Origin of the sequence: Vibrio sp. Isolate22 (assembly GCF_022398115.1) — a bacterium.
Taxonomy (GTDB): domain Bacteria; phylum Pseudomonadota; class Gammaproteobacteria; order Enterobacterales; family Vibrionaceae; genus Vibrio.
Window position 1 is genome coordinate 55,410 of the sequence record NZ_JAKEUW010000018.1, and the last position, 19,007, is coordinate 74,416.

Below are 19,007 nucleotides of genomic sequence, written 5' to 3' on the forward strand. Positions count from 1 at the left end.
TCCCTATTCAGCAGCAGTGTTTACTGGCTTCACGATTTGGCCCGGAACCAAGCGATGTAAACCACTCGCGATCACCTGCTCACCATCTTCAATCGCACCACTCACGTACGCTTGTTGATTGTTAGCAAACAACACCTGAACACTTCTACGTTCAACCTTGTTGCCATCGCCAATCACAAAGATATTCCACACACCGCGCAAGCCATCAATCAATCCAGTCAAAGGGACCCAATAGCCTTGCTCCTCAACCTGTTCATCAAATTGAAGGTAGGCCAGTTGCCCTTCCAATACCGAAGATTGCTCGGGAAATAGGTAGCGTAATCCAACACTGCGAGACTGAGTGTCGACCATCGCGCCCGGATTCAATAGCTCTACTGCATAATCGTTGCGTCCAACTCGAATACTAGGCGCGGAGAGTGAGGTTACCTTTTGCATTTGATGGGCTGGAATACCAATAAAGGCTTCTTTGCCTTCCGATGCCAATAGAGTGAGCGTTGGATTACCGACATTGACCACATCACCTAACGAGACAAAACGAGTGGCGATGGTGCCCGAATACGGCGCAAGAATCGTCGACTTCACTAGCTTGAGATCGTTACCTTTTACCGAAGCGTCAATGCGCAACAAGTTAGCTTGCAATACACGCTGTTCACTGGTTAACGAGTCGATTTCTGCTTCGGCACTGAAGCCTTTTGCTTTCAGTGAGCGTTGACGCTTTAAGTTCGCAGCCACCAGGCTCAATTGCGCTTTCACTTCTTCAGCTTGCGCTTTCAATTGGCTGGATTCGGTCTTCAACAGCTGAGTATCTAACTTGATTAACGGCTGACCTTCTGTGACTGAGTCACCGACATCCACCAGAATCTCGTTAACTTTCCCCGCCAATTCAAAACCGAGATTCGCCTGTTGGCCCGCTTTTACCACACCGACATATTCACGTTGTACTTCGTATGATGGAGAACGCTCTAGAGCGACAGTTTCTACCGTTAACACTGTCGAGCCAGCACCGTTCGATTCAGCAGTGCTCGCTGCATCGGTAGTTGTCTCGGCTTGTGTACTTTCACCACACCCAACAAGAAGAGTCGACAACGCCACGGCTACTGCGCTTCCCTTCATCAATTTATACATACTCACTGTTCCTATGCGGTACTCAATTATGTTCTTTTTTTAGACTAACCAAACCAAACTAGACTGTCTAGTTTGATTATGTTAAAAATAAGTTTCATCGTTAGTGATTGATAAAACCATCACAAAAAGCATAATGCTAGCGCACAACGAGTTAGCACTAGGTAGCGAGAAATAAGAACGTGACGAAAATCATCAAAAGTGAACAGAAGAGATCGCAGATCTTAACCGCAGCAAGTAAGCTTTTCTCTGAACATGGCTTCAAGATCAATATGGATCAGATAGCCAAAGCAGCGAACGTTTCCAAGCAAACGGTGTACTCTCACTTTAAAAACAAAGACGTTCTTTTTGAAACCTGCATGCAAACCAAATGCGCCGAGCGTGAACTGAGCCATTCAGCCTTTGATATGGACGCCACTTTGGAAGAAGAATTGGTGAAGTTTGGTGTGAAGTTTCAGGACTTATTGCTGGATGAACAGTCACGACAAACCTTTCAGAACGCGGTCAGTCAATCCAATACTCACCCAGAGATCGCCTCTATCTATTTAGAAAGCGGCCCTCAAAAAACGACAAAATTACTCGCCGATTACCTGCAATCGAAAATAGATTCTGGTGACCTTACTCTGTCGACGTCTAGCTCACCGATCATTGCAGCTCGTCAACTGCTGTTGATGCTTCATGGCAAATCAGCCTATTGGTCGTTCTTCGGTCATGATAGCGGTGAATCCGATGAAGAAAGACTCAACTACACGCGCGAATGCGTTGCACTTTTCTTGAATGGAAATCAGCCTCGTTAATCGCTCATAGATCATAGATCATAGATCATAGATCATAGATCATAGCTAGTTTCTCATAGCACTTAGTCCGTATTCGGAACTGATTCAAGAAGCAGCTCATAGAAACGTTTTGCGGCGGGCCCTGTCTTCACGCCTTTCGGCAGAGTCAGATGCAATGGAACCTGATAACCACTGCCATTTTCTACATTCAACACGGTGAGCTTGTCACTGCCTCGGCTATCAACAATATGCTTTGGCAGCCTGCAATAACCTACGCCCTGCTCTACCGCACCAAAGGCATGGTCGAAATTATCGACCGTAATACGCTGGCTCGACTTCAACCAACCCACATCTTTTTTCTCTCCCAGCTTTTCAACCGAGCCTAAATCTCTTACTACAATTTGTGGCAGCGACGATAACTGGTTCAATGATATTGATGCTGCACTAGCAAGCGGATGTGAATTGGCGACAACAGGCTCCATCTTGGTAAAACCAAAAGCTTCAGCTGAGTAGTTGGTTATGGGGAGGTTGATAATGGCAACATCGGCTCTTTCTTGAGTGACCATTTCAGTGGTCTTCGACAATGATGTTTCAACCACTTGGATTGAAGTAGTGTTGTTCTCAGCCATAAAGGCAGCCATTGGCTTATAAAGGCGCTCAAGGCAACATAAGTGATCAACCGCAACCACAATTTCAGATTCGACTCCCTTTGTTAATTGCTCACTGATCAGCTCAAGCTCTCGCGCTTGTTCTAGCATGCTGCTCGCCCTACGCAATAAGGCTTTACCATCTTCCGATAATACTGCCCTTCGACCTTCCACTTGAACCAAAGGCACACCCAACTGATCTTCTAGTTTTCTCAACGCATAAATCAGCGTGGTGTGACTCTTATTCAATTGCAGTGCCGCCGCCTGAATGCTGCCAGCGCGGTCTATCTCATAGAGTGTTTGCCATTGGTCGAGGGTAGTCTTCAATCTCATCGGTCTAAAATCCTGACAGTTAATGGCAATATTATGAACTTTTCTGTCTGTTTTTTACAGGTAATATAAATCTCAACAACAAACGAGAATGGCTTGTTTGTCTTAAACACCTATTTTTAAGCGGAATTTGTTAAACGGAGAAGCACCATGAAACTACTACAAGTTGATTTTGAATTTTCAGGCCCTTTCGGTGAAGAGATGTCGAACGCACTCGTTGATCTAGCCAAGTCCATCAACAATGAACCAGGCATGATCTGGAAAATCTGGACAGAAAACCAAGCCGAAAAACTGGGCGGTGGTGTCTACCTTTTTGAAGATCAACTCAGCGCTGAGGCTTACTTAGCCATGCATGCCGCTCGCTTAAAAGAGATGGGCGTTGATGAGGTTCGCGGCGTGATTTTTGACGTCAATCAACCATTAACTACCATTAACAAAGGCCCAATCAACGGCTAATGGAATGAATAAAGAATTAGCGAAAGGCACGAGATAGAGAGATGAAAAATGAGCAATAAAACGTTTTTAAGCCTACACGGCATCATTTACGCAGGGTTTGCCTTCGCGTTGTTTTTCCTACCAACAGTCATGTGGCCCATGTACGGTGTGGAAATTAATGATAAGTACGCTTACTTTCTCTCTCAACACACCAGTATCTTCCTTGGTGGTATTGCAGCGATAACATGGTTACTGCGAGATATTGAAGCAGGAGCCAGCGCGAAAAAGCTCATCCAAGGTTTGGTTGTCACCAATATGCTGGGGGCGATCATCACACTGTATGCCGCTTTTACGGGTATCTTTGTTGGCTTTGGTTGGAGCGACCCAGCGTTCTTTTTTTCGCTATCAGTCCTGAGCGTATTACAAGTGCGTAAGCAAGACTAACTCTCAAATAATGAAAAAGGCACAGAGAAATTCATCCTCTGTGCCTTAGCGTTCATCAGTCACTCTCACCAATAACAGCTATCGATTTATTGGGTATGTTCCACAATGATCAGCTCATCGGTATTAAAACCACGCTCTTTCGACATCGCTTTAAACTTCTCCATCACTTCTGGTGCAACTTCAGGCGTTCTTGCTAGTAGCCATAAGTAATCAGTGTCGGGTCCAGAAACGAACGCGTATTGGTAGCCTTCCTCTTCCAATTCAAACACCACGTAGGCACCATAAAACGGACCGAAGAACGACACTTTTAAGTAACCTTGGTCGCTACCTTCAACAAAGTACGCTTTGCCTTCAGCCTCATTCCATTCGCCCTCTTCAGCCGAATAGCCGCGGTTAATCACTTTCACGCCGCCATCGTCGCGTAGGCTGTATTCAGCGCTCACATTACTTAAGCCGCGTTCAAACGAGTGGTCTAAACGAGCCACTTCAAACCATTTCCCTAAATATCTATCCAATTCAAACTGCTGAACTGGCTTGACGGTTTCTGGCATGCCAACGCATCCACCCAATAAGATCACACTCAGCAGCAAAAGTATTTTCTTCATCCTAACCTCGACTTGTTTTAATCGTAATACGAGTAAGTCATTTGAGCCTTAACTTACGTCCTTGTTAATACGTGAACCCCATTTGCATGGTTCATATAACATTAAATTATTCAGACGGTTATGGAAATTGTTTCGTTGATGAATGAATCAAAGCCGCTTCATTGACTCTCGATATTGAGTAGGAGTCACCTGCTTATAAGATTTGAACTGGCGATTGAAGTTAGCTTGGTTGTCATAACCGACTTTTTCCATAATCAAATTCACAGGTAGAGATGTATTGAGCAGTAAATCACACGCCACATTTAATCTAATTTTCTTCAACCGCTGACTGAAGCTCTCGTTGTAGTGCTTTTGAAACAGACGCCTGACGCTGCTTTCACTAACATACAAATGACTAGCTAAGTCATTTACTGAAATATCGTGGATAAAATGATTCATCAGAAAGGCTTCGACCTTATCTAGTTTGTCGCTGACTTCGTCTTCTTCAATCGAGTTAAAAGTTGGGTTAATTAACTGCACGACTTCTTGTTCATCAATCAGCAGAGCAAACAGAGAGAATAGAGTCAATAGCTGTTGATGAGGAGGCTGATCCATCACCTTATCTAGCAGTTGTGTTGCCCTCTCAGCGGTACTAGGAGAAAACTGCAATCCTTTCTTTGAGTCTTCTAGAAGTGTACGTAACGGTTCAAGTTCACGACAGCACGCTATCAACGGCTCAATCCAATCTTTACGAAACCAAATTACATGGGTTTCGCAAACACGTGAGTCATCACTGCTCTCTTCCGAATAAATGGCATGAGGCAAGTCTGGGCCAACCAAAATCATATGGTTATGGAACACATCGCTTTGGTGGTGGCCGACAAAGCTATGCCCCGAGAAGTGGCGATGAATCGCTATCTCATACTCTTCATGTCGATGCCAACCGTAACTCTTGCTGCCTTCAACGATTTTCTTGTAGCGCCATGACGCACCAATCCTTTGCGGCACCTTTTCTAAGTAACCTTTCATTACGACACTCTGTGACTCTCTAATATTGAAAGTATACCCGTCAAACCATTTAAATGAGCACTTTGACTGAAAAGTATTGGATATTGCACTAACGGTACTCATCCAACTTTCTCCACTAAATATACTGCAGGTGAACTTAATCAGGAGAGCAACTATGGACACTTTATTATTAAAAATACGCGATATGATTCATGCCACACGTCAGCAGTGGATCGGAGAAATCACCTACAGCCACAATATTAAAGGTGACCACACGTGGAAACTTTATGGCTATCACTCATACGCCGAGTACAAGAATGATTTGCTTAAAAGTTTGAAACAATAACCATGATGAAAGGCATACCAAAGCCACAATACGCGGGGTAATCCCGGCTTTTGTTCGTCATTCATGTAAAGTTTCACACTGACCACTCGCTTTCTATACTTATTAAACAGTGGAACATGGAAGACACAATAATGAACAACAAGCTTACTCTGCCACGCACTGCATTAGCCGCTTTAATCATAATGTTAGGTGCTGTATCACCAGCTCTCGCACAAGCTGAATCAGCAGTGCAAAGCCAAGCGGCTGACCAAATTTTCACTAATGCCGATATATACGGGCATCGAGAGTCAGATTCTATCGTTACCCATGACGGCAAGATCATTTTTATTGGCGACCTCCAACAAGCAAAAACGTTTCAAGGGCAGAATACCGACGTTATCGACTTAGGGAATGCTTTTGTTCTGCCGGGTTTCATTGACAACCACAACCATGTTTTTGAAGCCGCCTCGGAGCTGGGTGGCACTTGCGAGCTGGATTCAGAAGCAACACTTGAAGAACAAATCCCCTACTTAGAAGCCTGCAAAATCAATGCTGATTCAAACGGCAGAGGATGGTTAATGGGGTATGGATTTTCTTTGGAATCCACAATCAACAGTGACTCAGAGTACACGCCACTTGAGATCATCGACAGTGTCTTCCCCGATCGACCAGTCGTGATCATGGAGCAGACTTCACATTCAATGTGGGTTAACTCCAAAGCGCTAAAAATCGCCCGAATTAGTCCCCAATCACCAGACCCACAAGGCGGAGCATATTTAAAGGATCCTACAAGTGGCAAGCTCAACGGCATCTTACTGGACAGTGCCGGTGACCAAGTCATGGAAATGGCGTGGAACAGTCAGAGCGAACTCTTCGAACAAAGTTACCAAGGCTTAATGTACGGCCTTGAAGAAGCGGCCGCGCACGGTATCACCACCATAGGTGACGGTAGAATGTATTGGAAACGCGGTTGGTATGATGTTTGGCTAGAAGCTGAGCAAAACCAAGACCTCACCGCGCGCGTCTCATTGCGCCCTTGGGTTTACCCTTCCATGGCAATGCCTTCTCAATTGGAAGTGTTTGAGAAGATGTATTCCGATGACAAAAGTCGTCTATTGCTGGTCGATCAGGTGAAAATGTACAGCGATGGTATTTTTATCAATGGTACAGCAAAAACGCTCGCTCCTTACTTAGATACTTACTTACCAAACTCTCCTAATGGCTTGAACTACATTCCACCAGCACAGATGAAACAGTGGTTAACGGCCCTAGAAAAAATCGGCTTTAGTGCCCACATACATGCCATTGGTGACGGCGCAGTTCGAGAATCTTTAGATGCCATCGAGAGCGTACGTAAGCAAGGTTCGAAAAAGCCATACACACTAACTCACGTTGAATTGATCAATGATGAGGATGTTCCACGATTTAAACAACTCGGCGTAACCGCGGATTTCCAAGTTGGATCAGACTACGTCGCGCAACATGACCACGAATGGGCTAATGCCTTCTTGGGTGCAAGACGCGCGAAAGCTATGATGAACCTCGACGCAATCCTCAAAACCGACGCCAATATCACGTTAAGTAGTGACTGGAATGTACACGACATCAACCCACTGGTTGGCATCGCGAATCGCTTGATCATGGGAAAGACCGGTCTAACCGATATTTACACAGCCATCGATGCTTACACTCTCAATGCAGCTAAAAGCCTAGGAATTGATGATATTACGGGCACTATTGAAGTTGGGAAGTCTGCAGACTTCGCCATTCTAGATAAAGATATCACCACCTTGTCAGCAAGAGGCATCGCCAAAACTCAAGTGTTGATGACGGTACTGCGTGGCGATGTCGTGTATACACAGAACGATTAGAACTAGCCTCGTTCTATCCCTAAGGAACTGTTTTTATTAGATACTGAAAACGATGTGACAAGAATGAGTATCGCACAGGCTAGACACAAGTAAATTGGGTATAGCGGATAGAGAGTTGCGGTGAACGCCAGCAACGAGGCGACTCCATAGCCAAGTGTGTGAGACATCGAAATGAAGCCTGCGGCAGCACCCGGGGCTTCATTTTGTTTTTCAGTCGCAAATACCGTGTATGCAGGAACAAGCAGCGCAGCACCAATGGCCGTCAACATCATCGCACCGCCAAACACCCAAATATTCGGTATCAGCAACACGATAAAACCAAGCACTAAACATAATGCGCCAAAGCGATACATAGTTGTGGGCGTCAATTTGCTTTTCTTAACCACCAAAACTTGAGTCGCAAAAGTACACGCTGCACTAATGGTTAATAATACGCCAATCGCATCACTCACTTTTTCAGTTGACCAACTAGTAACAGCATAAATGAGTGGCGAGAAGCTATATTGCGTTAATGCCACTGTCGCACAAAGCAACAACCCGCTCGACAAAAACACCCATAGCCCTTTTTGGGGCAGCCACGATGCGCTCTCTCGCTGGGCCTGCTTGGTACTTAGCATTGCCGGTTCAGGCAAGAAAATAGCGAAGACTAGCGCAACACACGGCAGTAGAATCATCAACATGAGCGGTGCGAAATAAGAAAATTTGAGTGCCACAATTGAAATGAGTGGGCCAATCAATCGACCAGCACTCAAACCGATACTCACCGATGTTATCGCCTGCAAGCGGTTCTTCTCACCACACAACAATATTGCCCAGTGATGACTTGCCGGCACCAAACCTGCGACCGTACAGCCATATAGAATTCGTGCGATGACCAGCCCGATAAAACAGACAATGTACACTCGATCACTATGGCTATCCGATTGAAAATAGCCGCTATTCATTGCAAACAGTGTCAATAACGCAAAGCTAACCGCCATTCCAGATAACGCCTGTAATACCACTTTCTTTGGGCCGTGTTTATCACTGTACCTTCCCCAAAAAGGCGCGGAAGGCAAAAACAACAAACTTCCAATCGCGATAAATACAGACCACGTAGGTAAGCTGAACGCAGAGTGTTCAACCAGAAACGGTAACGAGACAAGTAAGCCGTTTTGTCCTATGCCCATCAACGCCGAAATCAGGCTAATAGCCACTAAATGAAATTTTTTGTTTTGTATAACGGACATAATATCGAGGTTGATTAAGCTATTTTTGAAAGCAAGTGAGTGGGTAACAACATGAATAGCAGTAAACTAATTGATTTGGAGAATGATTATCATTTGTTTTTCATTATGTTACATTAACGGCTAGTAGCCTATAACTCAACTTCATATTTCACTATGTACAAACTTACCAATGCCTCGTTCGAAATCGACGGTAAGAAGATCCTCTCCCCTACCCAATTAACCTTTGAGCCAAAAAAGGTCACCACATTACTTGGTCATAATGGATGCGGTAAATCGACTCTCATGAAACTACTGAGTCGACAAAATGCCCCAACCCAGGGAGAAGTATTCTTCAACGAACAACCACTGTCTTCATACAGTAACCTAGAGTTTGCACATCAAGTCGCTTACCTACCGCAGCATCCACCTATTACTGATGGTGTCACCGTTCGTGAGTTAGTTTGCTTTGGTCGCTACCCTTGGAAAGGCGCATTTGGAAGGTACAGCAAAGAAGACTACCAAATTGTCGATGAAGCGATTGAGAAGGTAGGCTTAAATTCTTTCGCAGATCGATTTGTTGCAACCCTATCGGGTGGTGAGAGACAAAGAGCTTGGGTCGCCATGCTACTTGCCCAACAAAGCCAATGTATTTTATTAGACGAACCAACATCGGCATTAGATGTTGCACATCAGCACGAGCTACTGGCTTTAATTCGAGAGCTTAACCAATCACTGGGTTTAACCGTGATTATGGTACTTCATGACGTCAATATGGCGGCAAAATTCAGTGACCATCTTATTGCTCTTCACTCCGGAGAAGTGATCGCTTCTGGCTCTCCGAAAGAATTGATGACACCGGAAACACTGATGAAAATCTACGGCATGGAGCTGGCGCTATTCGACCACCCTGAAACAGGGCAACCAATCAGTTATATCCCTTAAATGACGAGGAATCTGTTATGAAAAAGTTCATGGCGCTACTGTCTGTCTTATTCGTATTTAATGCTTACGCGCTAGAGAGCCCTCATGCATTAGAAATCACACACGAAATGGGAACCGCTTCTTTCGAAACAACCCCTAAAAAAGTTGTGGCGTTAGACTGGGTTCTGTCAGAAACGGTGCTCAGCCTTGGCGTTGAGCTAGAAGGCATTGCCGATGCCAAAGGCTATCAGCAGTGGGTTGTGAAGCCAGAACTGAACCAAGGTGTCACCGATGTTGGATCTCGACGCGAGCCTAACTTAGAACTATTAACTAAGTTGAAGCCTGATGTCATCCTAATTAGCGAACACATGGCAGCGGCTTATCACCAACTCAATAAAATTGCTCCGGTGTTAGTTTATAGCGTTTACAGCCAAAAGAAGCAGCCGATTGAATCTGCAACGGCGATTACGTTGTCGCTTGGTAAATTGTTCGACCAAGAACAAAGAGCTCAACAAATTATTGCAGACACAAAGCAGCGACTTCACGACAACGGTGAGAAAATACAAACAGCAGGCAATGCAGATAAGCCATTGATCTTTGCACGTTTCATCAACGATAAAACTTTACGAATTCACAGCCAAGGTTCACTAGCGCAAGCGACCATTCAAGCGATGGGGCTAAAAAACGATTGGCAGGAACCGACCAACCTTTGGGGGTTTAGCACCACAGGTGTCGTTAGGCTCGCGGAACATCAACAAACAAACGTGATGCTTTTTGGTCCTTTGACTGAAAACGAAAAGAATCAACTCACTCAATCTGCACTTTGGCAGGCAATGGAATTCACCAGAACAGATTCCGTGTATGAGCTTCCGAGTATCTGGACCTTTGGAGGGCTTATCGCTGCGCAAAGATTTAGTGACCACATAACAGAACTACTGACCCAAAAATGATAGCAACCACCAAGATTGAAGGTTCAGCAGTGGCAAGAACTCACATTAAAACAGTCGTCCTATTGGTTACGGCTGTTCTCCTTATCGGCTCGCTACTGCAGATAACTGCCCCCTACTCGAAAGGTATTGGGTTGATTTGGGATACGCTCTTTCATTTTGATTCAGCGAACTACCAACACCTGATCACCCATCTCACTTATTTACCGAGACTTGCAGTTGCACTCCTTTGTGGTTTTGCATTAGCGGTCGCCGGCTGTGTGATGCAGTTTGTGCTACGTAACCCTATTGCTTCACCAACGACACTTGGTGTCGCTGCGGGCGCAGAGCTAGGCATGGTATTGGGTTTGCTTTTAATCCCAGCAAGTGTCGCTGTTCCTCTTTTTATCCCTGCTTTCATTGGTGGCTGCCTTGCTACGGGTTTAGTCTTTGCACTCAGCTCTACACGTGGGTTTTCGCCTCTGCATATGGTTCTATCGGGTATGGTCGTGAGCCTATTTTTAGGATCACTCAACACCATGCTACTCATGCTGCATGAGCAACAGCTTACCAGTGTATTCGTATGGGGCGCAGGTGTGCTTAACCAAAATGATTGGTCTAGCGTTCAAGTTTTATTACCCCTGATTACCATTCCAACTTTACTACTGCTCGTCCTACAAAGACCATTATCTGCATTGCAGTTTGGTGATAATGTTGCCACTTCGCTAGGCGTGAACATTAAGCAAATCAAACTGTTGTGTTTATCACTCGCAATCTTTATCACCGCAGCGGTAGTCAGTGAGGTGGGCTTGATTGGCTTTGTGGGTATCGTTGCCCCAGCGATTGCAAGGCTGCTAGGCGTTAGATCATTAGCTAAACAAATTTTAACCAGTGGCTTGTTCGGTAGTTTAATCCTGTTGATTGTCGATTTAGTGATTCAGCCATTCTCAGGTTTTGGTGGTGAGCTACTGCCTACGGGCGCAATGACGGCATTACTTGGCGCTCCATTTTTATTATGGCTACTGCAACGTACTAAACTTCAATCGGATCTTAAGAGTCGTAACGAGCATATAGAACAGTACAAGCGAGCTAATACAGCCAAAACTTTGATTGCTATGTCTTTGGTATTGGCGGTTACGTGCTTTATTGCGCTCACTCTCGGCAAAAACCAATTTGGCTGGAGTCTTGAGATTCATGAATCCTTGTTTGAATTACGCACGCCACGAGTACTGGTTGCACTGTTAGCCGGTATTGGCCTTGCTTCCGCGGGTACCATTATTCAGCGCATTTCAAATAACCCGATGGCGAGCCCGGAAGTATTGGGCATAAGTTCAGGTGCTGCCCTAGCGCTGGTTCTTGGCACACTCTGGGGCAACTCGATTGGACGCGAAGAACAAATGCTGCTCGGTACACTTGGAGCAACGTCTGTTACGGCTGTAGTTTGGTTGATGGGCAGAAAGCACAACTTCGCGCCAACGCAAACTCTATTAACCGGTATCGCGCTAAGTGCAGGGCTAGATGCTTTGCTGCGCATTACGATGAGTTCAGGTAACGAAAATGCCACGGCGCTGCTGACTTGGTTATCGGGTTCAACGTATCTGGTTGCCACACAAGATGTCGTTTTACTTGCTGTTGGTGTGACAATTGTTGGTGCTATTTCCCTTTCACTGCATCGCTGGATTGAGCTTATAAACCTGGGTGATGTGACCACCAGCAGTTTGGGGATGAACACAACCACTGTTCGCTTAGCTTTGCTGTTATTGGTCGCAGCAATGACTACGCTGTGCACCATCGTTATTGGTCCGCTGAGCTTCATCGGACTGTTAGCACCTCACATGGCCCGATCGCTTCACCAATATAGAGCGATTCCGCAAATGCTGACAGCGGCATTGTTGGGCGCGATCATCATGGTCGCAGCGGACTGGATTGGTCGTACGTTGTGGTTCCCTTGGCAGTTCCCTGCTGGGCTACTTGCTTCTCTACTTGGGGGCGGCTACTTCCTTTACCTAATGAGAAAGTAACCTTTCAACAAGCCTATTAATTTCTCCTCCACTTCGCTGAACTCCGAAGTGGAGGCTTATTTCAACTCTGTCTTTACCCCTTCAATCCTTGTTTGTCCTCTCACCCCTCGTTTATCCTCTCAACCGACATCGCTATTCCGGAATACTAGTAATTGTTTTTTGGTTGCAGAAACACAATGAATGGTATTCGAGCACTTTTATGTTTACCATGGTTCCAATAACAAACTGATTTGTAAGCCCTATGGACATAACGACAATTACAAAGCTCCAACAAGACTTGCTGTTTAAAGTCATTGCTAGCTTAAAAGCCGAAGACGCTAAAGCCGGCAGCAGCCTCAATGAATCTTCTTTGGCACAACAATTCGAAGTTTCAAGAAGCCCAATACGCGCCGTTTTAAAACACTTGTCGAGTCAGGGCATTACTAAGGTTGTTCCCTATAAAGGTTCTGTACTTCAAATGGATGCGGCTGATATTAAGCTAGACGTACCGACAGACGACGAACAGCCCCGCCAAGAACAACTGTACCTGAATATTTTAATGGACCTGTTCTTTGGGGAATTAAGCAGTTCCTTCTCGGAAAAAGATCTGCAAGAACGATATGAGGCTAACCGTGGTGAAATACAAAATGTCACTCGCCTACTAGAAAGCGATGGTATTTTCCGCCGCAGCCCCGGCTATAAATGGCAACTTGATGGTGTTCTAAACACACTTGAAAGGCATACCGAGAGCTATCGATGTCGCTTGATCTTTGAACCTGCAGGACTACTTGAGCCGACATGGAACTTAAAGCGTAGCGAACTCGAAGCATGCCGAGACCGCCATGTCTACGCCATCAACAATCCAAAATCGACTTCCGCTAGTCAACTCTTCGCACTGAGTGTCGACTTCCATGAACTGATCGCAGCCAGCTCCGGAAACCGCTTTTTGTTAGGGATGATGCAACAACAAAATCGTCTGCGTAAGGCTACGGATTTGGTCTCTATGCATATTCAATCTTCCGTGGTTAAGTCATGCCAGCGCCGCTTAGACATCATGGATCTAGTTCTAGAAGGCGACAATCAAAGTGCCTCAACACAACTAGCCCAACTGCTCGAAAACGATATACGAGTAATGAATCGCACCTACAACAATGTCATGAACGTATCGCGCGAGCAACGAGAACAATTACTCAGCAGTATTTCAGGAAAAAACAACTAACCTAGGAGCAGCATACTTTGATGCTGCTCTCTCTTCATTTACTTTCCGTCGCCTCTCGCCCCACACAAAAAAAATACTATTTAATCAGAAGCTTAATATGAAACCAGACATAAGAGCTGGGCTTTAACGATCCTATAAATCAGACACTATTATTGCATTTGAAAATAAATTGCATTCTCATATTGTTTTTTCGCATCAGAAATACAATAATAATGATTCTTATTTAGACTAAGACTGGGACAGCAGTAATAACGACTCACCTATCCGAATCGTCATTACTCACAACTCTGTTGAGTCTAGATAAACACAATAAAAAATAGAGTCACCGCGCCAAAAGAAATGTGTGCAGCCTTTCATTGATAAATGCAGAGAAAAAAATGAAGACCGAAAAAGGAAGTTTCAAGCTTTCCACCGTCGCATTAGCAGTTGCGGCAGTAACGACAGTATTCACAGCCCAAGCTCAAGATCTAACAACTGAAGAAAAAATGGTGGTGGTTTCTAGCCGCACGCCTAAAGCCATCAGTGATATCCCTGGTACCGTTTGGTATATCGATGCTGAACAAATTGAACAAGAGTATCGAGGTGGTAAATCACTAGGTGAAATTCTATCGGCAACCATCCCATCTTTAGATGTTAGCAGTGGTGCCCGCACTAACTACGGTCAAAACTTACGTGGCCGTAAGATGCTAGTAATGATTGACGGCGTATCATTGCAGTCGTCTCGTCCAATCAGCCGCCACCTAGATTCCATCGACCCGTTCAACATCGATCGTATTGAAGTGTTGTCGGGTGCAACCTCGATTTATGGTGCAGGCGCTTCAGGTGGTGTTATCAATATCATCACCAAAAAAGCGCAAGGTGAAGAGCTAGAATTCGAATCCTTTGTTGGCGGTTCATCTGGCTTCAACTCGAATGAAGATTTCGATTACAAAATCGGTCAGTCTATCTCTGGTGGCAACGAGACGGTTCAAGCTCGCTCTTCTGTGGTTTACACAGAGACACAAGGCTTCTTCGATGCAAATGGTGACATTGTTACCCCTGATATTTCACAAGGTTCGCTGCAATTTAATAAGACGGTCGACTTCTTAACCACAGTGGGTGTCAACATCACTGAGACTCAGAAGCTTAACTTCCTTGCTCAATACTACGATAGCCAACAAGATTCACCTTACGGCCTATACATTGTCGGCAGTGACTTTGTTGATGTAAGAAAAGGATTTGATTCAGACCGCGAACATGGCACAGAGCGCATCATGTTGAGTGCTTCCTATATTAATGAGCAGTTCCTTGGTCATCAGCTGATCGCAGAAGCGTCTTATCGAAAAGAAGATCAAACTTATACACCTTATTACCAATCTTCTGGTCAACAAATTACCGACGTTATCTCACTTAAAACAGCATTAGCGAAAAGCTTTAACAAGTTCAATCTTGTTTACGGTATTGATGCTTATCAAGACAAACTGGATAGTAACCAAGCTCTGTATGATCCAACGATTGCCAATGATTCTGGCAATTTGATCAACAAAACGTATGCTAAAACAGGTCGCTACCCTGGTGTAAAAGTGAGCTCAATTGCTGGCTTTATCCAAACGGATTATGCAATAACCAATGATTGGACTGTCGAAGGTGGCTTCCGCTACCAATATATGTCTAACAAGATTGATGATTTTGTCGGCTACACCCAACAAAAGAAAATTGCCTCTGGCACTGGCACGTCTGCCGATGCGGTACCAGGCGGTGAAACAAGCTACACCGTTGGTCTATTTAACTTGGGTACGATTTACCACCTAAACAACGAGTCTCAAGTATGGGCAAACTTCTCACAAGGCTTTGACCTTGCAGACCCTGCAAAATACTACGGACAAGGTGACTACACACTGGTTGGCGATCACTGGCAACTGAACGACAGCATCAATGTGAATGATTCAAAGATGTCTGGTATTAAAACCAACAGCTTCGAGCTAGGTTATCGCTTAGAAACCGGCGAGCTAAACCTACAAACGGCGGCGTACTACTCGCAATCTGACAAGTCTGTGAGTTACAACAAGAACACATTACTTATCGAAGAAATTGATGATAAGAAGCGTGTTTACGGCCTAGAAGCAATGGCCTCTTACTGGGTACACGATAACATTCAGCTTGGCGCATCTGGCCACTATGTGATTTCTGAAGTAAAGGGTGACGACGGTTGGGAAGACTATACCGCGGGTGAAGCAAGCACATCGAAAGCGAACGCTTGGGCTGGTTGGTACGACACAGATCTATCTGTAAAACTACAAAGCCAAACTATGTTCGATTACGAAGATGCGGATCAAAACAAGCTAGATGGTTACACCGTGTTTGATTTAGTCGGTACCTATCAGCTTCCTGTTGGTAGTCTTGGCTTCGGTATTCAAAACTTATTGAACGAAGACTACACAACTATTTGGGGACAGCGTGCTCAAATTGTGTATTCAGCACACTACGCTCCAGCTGCATACGACTACAAAGGCCGCGGACGTACTTATACTCTGAACTATCAAGTTAAGTTCTAAAACTTACTGTAGTTTATTAATAATTAAAGGGTTGGTATTTAGTACCAACCCTTTTTTATTTAATACTAATTTAAAGTAATCAAATAAATATGGAGTCAGATTGTTAATATAAAAATCTACTCAAACCTTTACACGATTAAATAGCGTTAAATTTAACAAGTCGCTCACTATAACCAAAGTTAGCCGGTGTGTGATTAACTTCCACTGTAATACTACCAGACAGTTCTCCATCTGTTTTATACACTGGACATGATGCAATATCGGATAAGTATGACTCTTCTGTTGGAGCGCTGAAGTAATAAATCTTTTGTAGATTACATTCACCAACCTTCATTCCCAACGCTTCAACTTCAGAACGCTGACGGTAGTAATGTGGGCCGATATCAAGAAGATACTCAGGACTATGTGTATAGATCTCACTAGTGTAGCGCTCGGTAAACTCACTCTCCGCAATAAAGTGTTCATTTGCCATGCTGTAAAGCACATTCAGATGCCAGTAGATCAACTCAGACTCATCACTGGTTGATGCGCCAGGCTTAGAGTAGACGCACTGGATCTGACTATGAGGAACTTGTAAGCTCTGAGTCGATTGGATGTTATTACGAAGAGCCTTGATCCCACAGCGATGCATCGTGAAACCCTCATTCTTCATCGACTCGGTAACTTGGTTAATCGACTGATATTGAACGTAGACCCCTTCCGGTGATTCGCCAGTGATAACGTTAGTATTATCAGCATACGCAAACGAACTAAGAGAAGAGATTACAGACACTAAAGCTATTGTTTTTTTCATTATTATTTGTCCTTTGTGATTGGCGGCAGGAAAATAACTCAGAAAACCAATATACAACACAACACCTATCGATATTTGTGATCTTGGTTGAAGCAATGATTGCTTTTATGAATATTAAGGTTTGGTGTCGGGTATATTTTATATTTGGAAGATTAAATAGCTTAATTTCAACATGGATATAAAGTCAGTTAGTGAAAGAAACTTAATAGAGACATGATGTTTATTATTAATAAATTAGATTTTAAACAATTAAGAAATATTCAACTATCAATAACACCAGCTCTATTTATTAACTATTCTGTTTAATTAAGAAAATATAAGACGAACCTAATAGGCTCGCCTTTATTGTTCATATCGTAAACAGATTTCACAACTGTTATTGAGACTCTGACAATAAGAGAGATACACCAGAAAAACTTCGGAATGCATTGATCATAATGTAGAGATCTTCATCAGCCCTAGGCACCTCGCACGTTTCAAAGTTACCTGAGCGATAAGGTCGGCAATCGTAGGTACTTTTCGTTGGTTGCGCGCCTGAACGAATGTAGAGATCAGCGTCCCCTACTCCAGACTTAATCACGACACTCACGTCCGTGGTGCGATTTGCTGCTTTGAGCACAAACAATTTCTGTTGTCCGGACGTCGCGGCGAGATCGCTAATCAAGCTTCCTAAAGTCACCTCAGGAATATCATTGTTCGGCTCACCGACTGAGCCATCTGGCAACGTATCACCAAAGTATGAAGACACGAGTGGCCAAATCTTACTTATTTTCACGCCTTGGTTTTCACAACCTCCAAAATGATGCAGCGCAATCGCTTTGTTGTTGTCAGTACGTAAAACAGGTGAACCAGACGACCCGCCAATGGTGTCACAGAAATAGCCAGTGTCGGTATTGGCACCTCGCCCACCAGTTGAAGCTACATCAATCTGACACATTCCGGAGCCATTTTGGTCACTTTCAATTGCCAGTTCTTTCGGCTTACCAGCTCCGTGTTGTGGAATGTAAATACCATCGCCAAAGATTGGCTCTTGAGCATCCAAGCCTAGGTAACCAAACGACTTAATTTTTGAAAAGTCATCAACAGTGAAAAGTGTGTAATCCAAATCATAATCAGTGCTGAGTATCTTACTCCCCATGACTTTTACCGTGGTAGCCATAGAGCCATCACAAGTACGACGCTGATAGTTAAACCATACCTCTGTATTTCTCAGCTCTGATTCTGATGCGACACAGTGGTTGTTGGTGAACATATGGTTATCTGGCCCCACCCGCCAAGCGGTACATAAACTACGCCCATTAATGAGTAGCCTTGCAACTGGGGTTGTCCAAGCCACTTTATCTGGATGAGACTCTTCCCAGCAGGCTACGTCTCTGCGCTCATTAACGCCACAGGTAGATAACGTTGCCAATGCCTCTTCGTCTGCACTCTTACCCGCCATGTAGTAATCTATCTCGAACTCAGCGTATTGGCCCTTTGAGTTTGGAATAACCTCAATCAGCATGCGTTCGCTTGAAATAGACTGAGCAAACCAATCTGTCTGGCTGTCACGATACTCAACTACCTCATCATTGGTGCTCGAACTCAAGCGCAATAGACTGCCTTTCGGCACAACAAGCGACTTGAAGTGAAGCTTAATGAACGATGCCCCCACATGCTCAATTTGCTGTTTGCGCACGTTGCCCGATGTCTCAATCAACGCTTGGTGTGACAATGGGTACTCAACTTCATTGGCAATAACGGGTAAGTGTGGCTGAACAGTAAGATTGGGCTGAACCAGGGATTGTGGCTGCGCATTTACGAACGAAGAAAATAGACATGTTGTCGCTAACCCAAGGTTAGATAAGATTACTTTCATTGGATT

17 protein-coding genes are annotated in these 19,007 nt (G+C 44.5%); 10 read left to right on the forward strand and 7 right to left on the reverse strand.

Annotated elements, in window-relative coordinates; genetic code table 11:
• Positions 1–3: 3 nt before the first annotated feature.
• Positions 4–1,125, reverse strand: a complete 1,122-nt coding sequence (locus L1D55_RS12585) for an efflux RND transporter periplasmic adaptor subunit (protein ID WP_239917637.1) — start codon at positions 1,123–1,125, stop codon at positions 4–6.
• Positions 1,126–1,304: 179 nt separating this feature from the next.
• On the opposite strand from L1D55_RS12585, the gene L1D55_RS12590 reads away from it, so the two are divergent.
• Complete coding sequence (locus L1D55_RS12590) at positions 1,305–1,919, forward strand: TetR/AcrR family transcriptional regulator (RefSeq protein ID WP_239917638.1); 615 nt, start codon at positions 1,305–1,307, stop codon at positions 1,917–1,919.
• A gap of 62 nt (positions 1,920–1,981) precedes the next feature.
• On the opposite strand, the gene L1D55_RS12595 is transcribed toward L1D55_RS12590, so the two are convergent.
• Positions 1,982–2,878 carry a LysR family transcriptional regulator gene (locus tag L1D55_RS12595; protein WP_239917639.1) on the reverse strand — a complete coding sequence of 299 codons (897 nt, stop codon included), beginning with the start codon at positions 2,876–2,878 and terminating at the stop codon, positions 1,982–1,984.
• A 147-nt stretch (positions 2,879–3,025) separates the two neighbouring features.
• Here L1D55_RS12595 and L1D55_RS12600 point away from each other — a divergent pair, with 147 nt between their 5' ends.
• A complete protein-coding gene (locus L1D55_RS12600; RefSeq protein WP_128161390.1) occupies positions 3,026–3,331 on the forward strand; it encodes a monooxygenase in 306 nt (101 codons plus the stop codon).
• A 48-nt stretch (positions 3,332–3,379) separates the two neighbouring features.
• Complete coding sequence (locus L1D55_RS12605; protein ID WP_239917640.1) at positions 3,380–3,754, forward strand: hypothetical protein; 375 nt, start codon at positions 3,380–3,382, stop codon at positions 3,752–3,754.
• 86 nt (positions 3,755–3,840) lie between these two features.
• Here the strand turns inward: L1D55_RS12605 and L1D55_RS12610 are convergent, their stop codons facing one another.
• Positions 3,841–4,359, reverse strand: coding sequence for a lipocalin family protein (locus tag L1D55_RS12610; RefSeq protein ID WP_239917641.1), 519 nt, complete (start codon positions 4,357–4,359; stop codon positions 3,841–3,843).
• A 147-nt stretch (positions 4,360–4,506) separates the two neighbouring features.
• On the reverse strand, positions 4,507–5,469 hold the full coding sequence (locus L1D55_RS12615) for an AraC family transcriptional regulator (protein ID WP_239917642.1): 963 nt from the start codon (positions 5,467–5,469) through the stop codon (positions 4,507–4,509).
• A gap of 52 nt (positions 5,470–5,521) precedes the next feature.
• On the opposite strand from L1D55_RS12615, the gene L1D55_RS12620 reads away from it, so the two are divergent.
• Positions 5,522–5,692: a hypothetical protein gene (locus L1D55_RS12620; RefSeq protein ID WP_008221725.1), complete on the forward strand. Its 171-nt coding sequence runs from the start codon at positions 5,522–5,524 to the stop codon at positions 5,690–5,692.
• A 131-nt stretch (positions 5,693–5,823) separates the two neighbouring features.
• Positions 5,824–7,542, forward strand: a complete 1,719-nt coding sequence (locus tag L1D55_RS12625) for an amidohydrolase (RefSeq protein ID WP_239917643.1) — start codon at positions 5,824–5,826, stop codon at positions 7,540–7,542.
• A 2-nt stretch (positions 7,543–7,544) separates the two neighbouring features.
• Here L1D55_RS12625 and L1D55_RS12630 read toward each other — a convergent pair whose 3' ends face one another.
• Entirely contained in the window at positions 7,545–8,771 is a 1,227-nt protein-coding gene (locus tag L1D55_RS12630) for an MFS transporter (protein ID WP_239917644.1), read from the reverse strand.
• A 153-nt stretch (positions 8,772–8,924) separates the two neighbouring features.
• Here L1D55_RS12630 and L1D55_RS12635 point away from each other — a divergent pair, with 153 nt between their 5' ends.
• The 5 genes from L1D55_RS12635 to L1D55_RS12655 all read left to right on the forward strand — a co-directional run bounded on the left by L1D55_RS12635 (position 8,925) and on the right by L1D55_RS12655 (position 16,350).
• Positions 8,925–9,692, forward strand: a complete 768-nt coding sequence (locus L1D55_RS12635; protein ID WP_239917645.1) for an ATP-binding cassette domain-containing protein — start codon at positions 8,925–8,927, stop codon at positions 9,690–9,692.
• 17 nt (positions 9,693–9,709) lie between these two features.
• Complete coding sequence (locus tag L1D55_RS12640; protein WP_239917646.1) at positions 9,710–10,621, forward strand: iron-siderophore ABC transporter substrate-binding protein; 912 nt, start codon at positions 9,710–9,712, stop codon at positions 10,619–10,621.
• A complete protein-coding gene (gene fhuB, locus L1D55_RS12645) occupies positions 10,621–12,618 on the forward strand; it encodes a Fe(3+)-hydroxamate ABC transporter permease FhuB (RefSeq protein WP_239917661.1) in 1,998 nt (665 codons plus the stop codon). Before L1D55_RS12640 ends, fhuB begins: the two co-directional genes overlap by 1 nt.
• 241 nt (positions 12,619–12,859) lie before the next feature.
• Positions 12,860–13,816 (forward strand): GntR family transcriptional regulator, encoded by a 957-nt coding sequence (locus L1D55_RS12650; RefSeq protein WP_239917647.1) that lies wholly within the window; start codon positions 12,860–12,862, stop codon positions 13,814–13,816.
• Positions 13,817–14,193: 377 nt separating this feature from the next.
• A complete protein-coding gene (locus L1D55_RS12655; protein ID WP_239917648.1) occupies positions 14,194–16,350 on the forward strand; it encodes a TonB-dependent receptor in 2,157 nt (718 codons plus the stop codon).
• Between the two features lie 136 nt (positions 16,351–16,486).
• Here L1D55_RS12655 and L1D55_RS12660 read toward each other — a convergent pair whose 3' ends face one another.
• Together L1D55_RS12660 and L1D55_RS12665 are read right to left on the reverse strand one after the other, a co-directional pair.
• Positions 16,487–17,143, reverse strand: a complete 657-nt coding sequence (locus L1D55_RS12660) for a hypothetical protein (RefSeq protein ID WP_239917649.1) — start codon at positions 17,141–17,143, stop codon at positions 16,487–16,489.
• A 376-nt stretch (positions 17,144–17,519) separates the two neighbouring features.
• On the reverse strand, positions 17,520–19,001 hold the full coding sequence (locus L1D55_RS12665) for a serine protease (RefSeq protein ID WP_239917650.1): 1,482 nt from the start codon (positions 18,999–19,001) through the stop codon (positions 17,520–17,522).
• Positions 19,002–19,007 lie beyond the last annotated feature (6 nt).

Bases quoted from the DNA above. Each gene is read 5' to 3' on its own strand.
- L1D55_RS12640 (WP_239917646.1), top strand. From the start codon at position 9,710: ATGAAAAAGTTCATGGCGCTACTGTCTGTCTTATTCGTATTTAATGCT.
- L1D55_RS12585 (WP_239917637.1), bottom strand. From the start codon at position 1,125: ATGTATAAATTGATGAAGGGAAGCGCAGTAGCCGTGGCGTTGTCGACT.
- L1D55_RS12595 (WP_239917639.1), bottom strand. From the start codon at position 2,878: ATGAGATTGAAGACTACCCTCGACCAATGGCAAACACTCTATGAGATA.
- L1D55_RS12605 (WP_239917640.1), top strand. From the start codon at position 3,380: ATGAGCAATAAAACGTTTTTAAGCCTACACGGCATCATTTACGCAGGG.
- L1D55_RS12615 (WP_239917642.1), bottom strand. From the start codon at position 5,469: ATGAGTACCGTTAGTGCAATATCCAATACTTTTCAGTCAAAGTGCTCA.
- L1D55_RS12600 (WP_128161390.1), top strand. From the start codon at position 3,026: ATGAAACTACTACAAGTTGATTTTGAATTTTCAGGCCCTTTCGGTGAA.
- L1D55_RS12625 (WP_239917643.1), top strand. From the start codon at position 5,824: ATGAACAACAAGCTTACTCTGCCACGCACTGCATTAGCCGCTTTAATC.
- L1D55_RS12655 (WP_239917648.1), top strand. From the start codon at position 14,194: ATGAAGACCGAAAAAGGAAGTTTCAAGCTTTCCACCGTCGCATTAGCA.
- L1D55_RS12660 (WP_239917649.1), bottom strand. From the start codon at position 17,143: ATGAAAAAAACAATAGCTTTAGTGTCTGTAATCTCTTCTCTTAGTTCG.
- L1D55_RS12610 (WP_239917641.1), bottom strand. From the start codon at position 4,359: ATGAAGAAAATACTTTTGCTGCTGAGTGTGATCTTATTGGGTGGATGC.
- L1D55_RS12620 (WP_008221725.1), top strand. From the start codon at position 5,522: ATGGACACTTTATTATTAAAAATACGCGATATGATTCATGCCACACGT.
- L1D55_RS12665 (WP_239917650.1), bottom strand. From the start codon at position 19,001: ATGAAAGTAATCTTATCTAACCTTGGGTTAGCGACAACATGTCTATTT.
- L1D55_RS12650 (WP_239917647.1), top strand. From the start codon at position 12,860: ATGGACATAACGACAATTACAAAGCTCCAACAAGACTTGCTGTTTAAA.
- L1D55_RS12630 (WP_239917644.1), bottom strand. From the start codon at position 8,771: ATGTCCGTTATACAAAACAAAAAATTTCATTTAGTGGCTATTAGCCTG.
- L1D55_RS12635 (WP_239917645.1), top strand. From the start codon at position 8,925: ATGTACAAACTTACCAATGCCTCGTTCGAAATCGACGGTAAGAAGATC.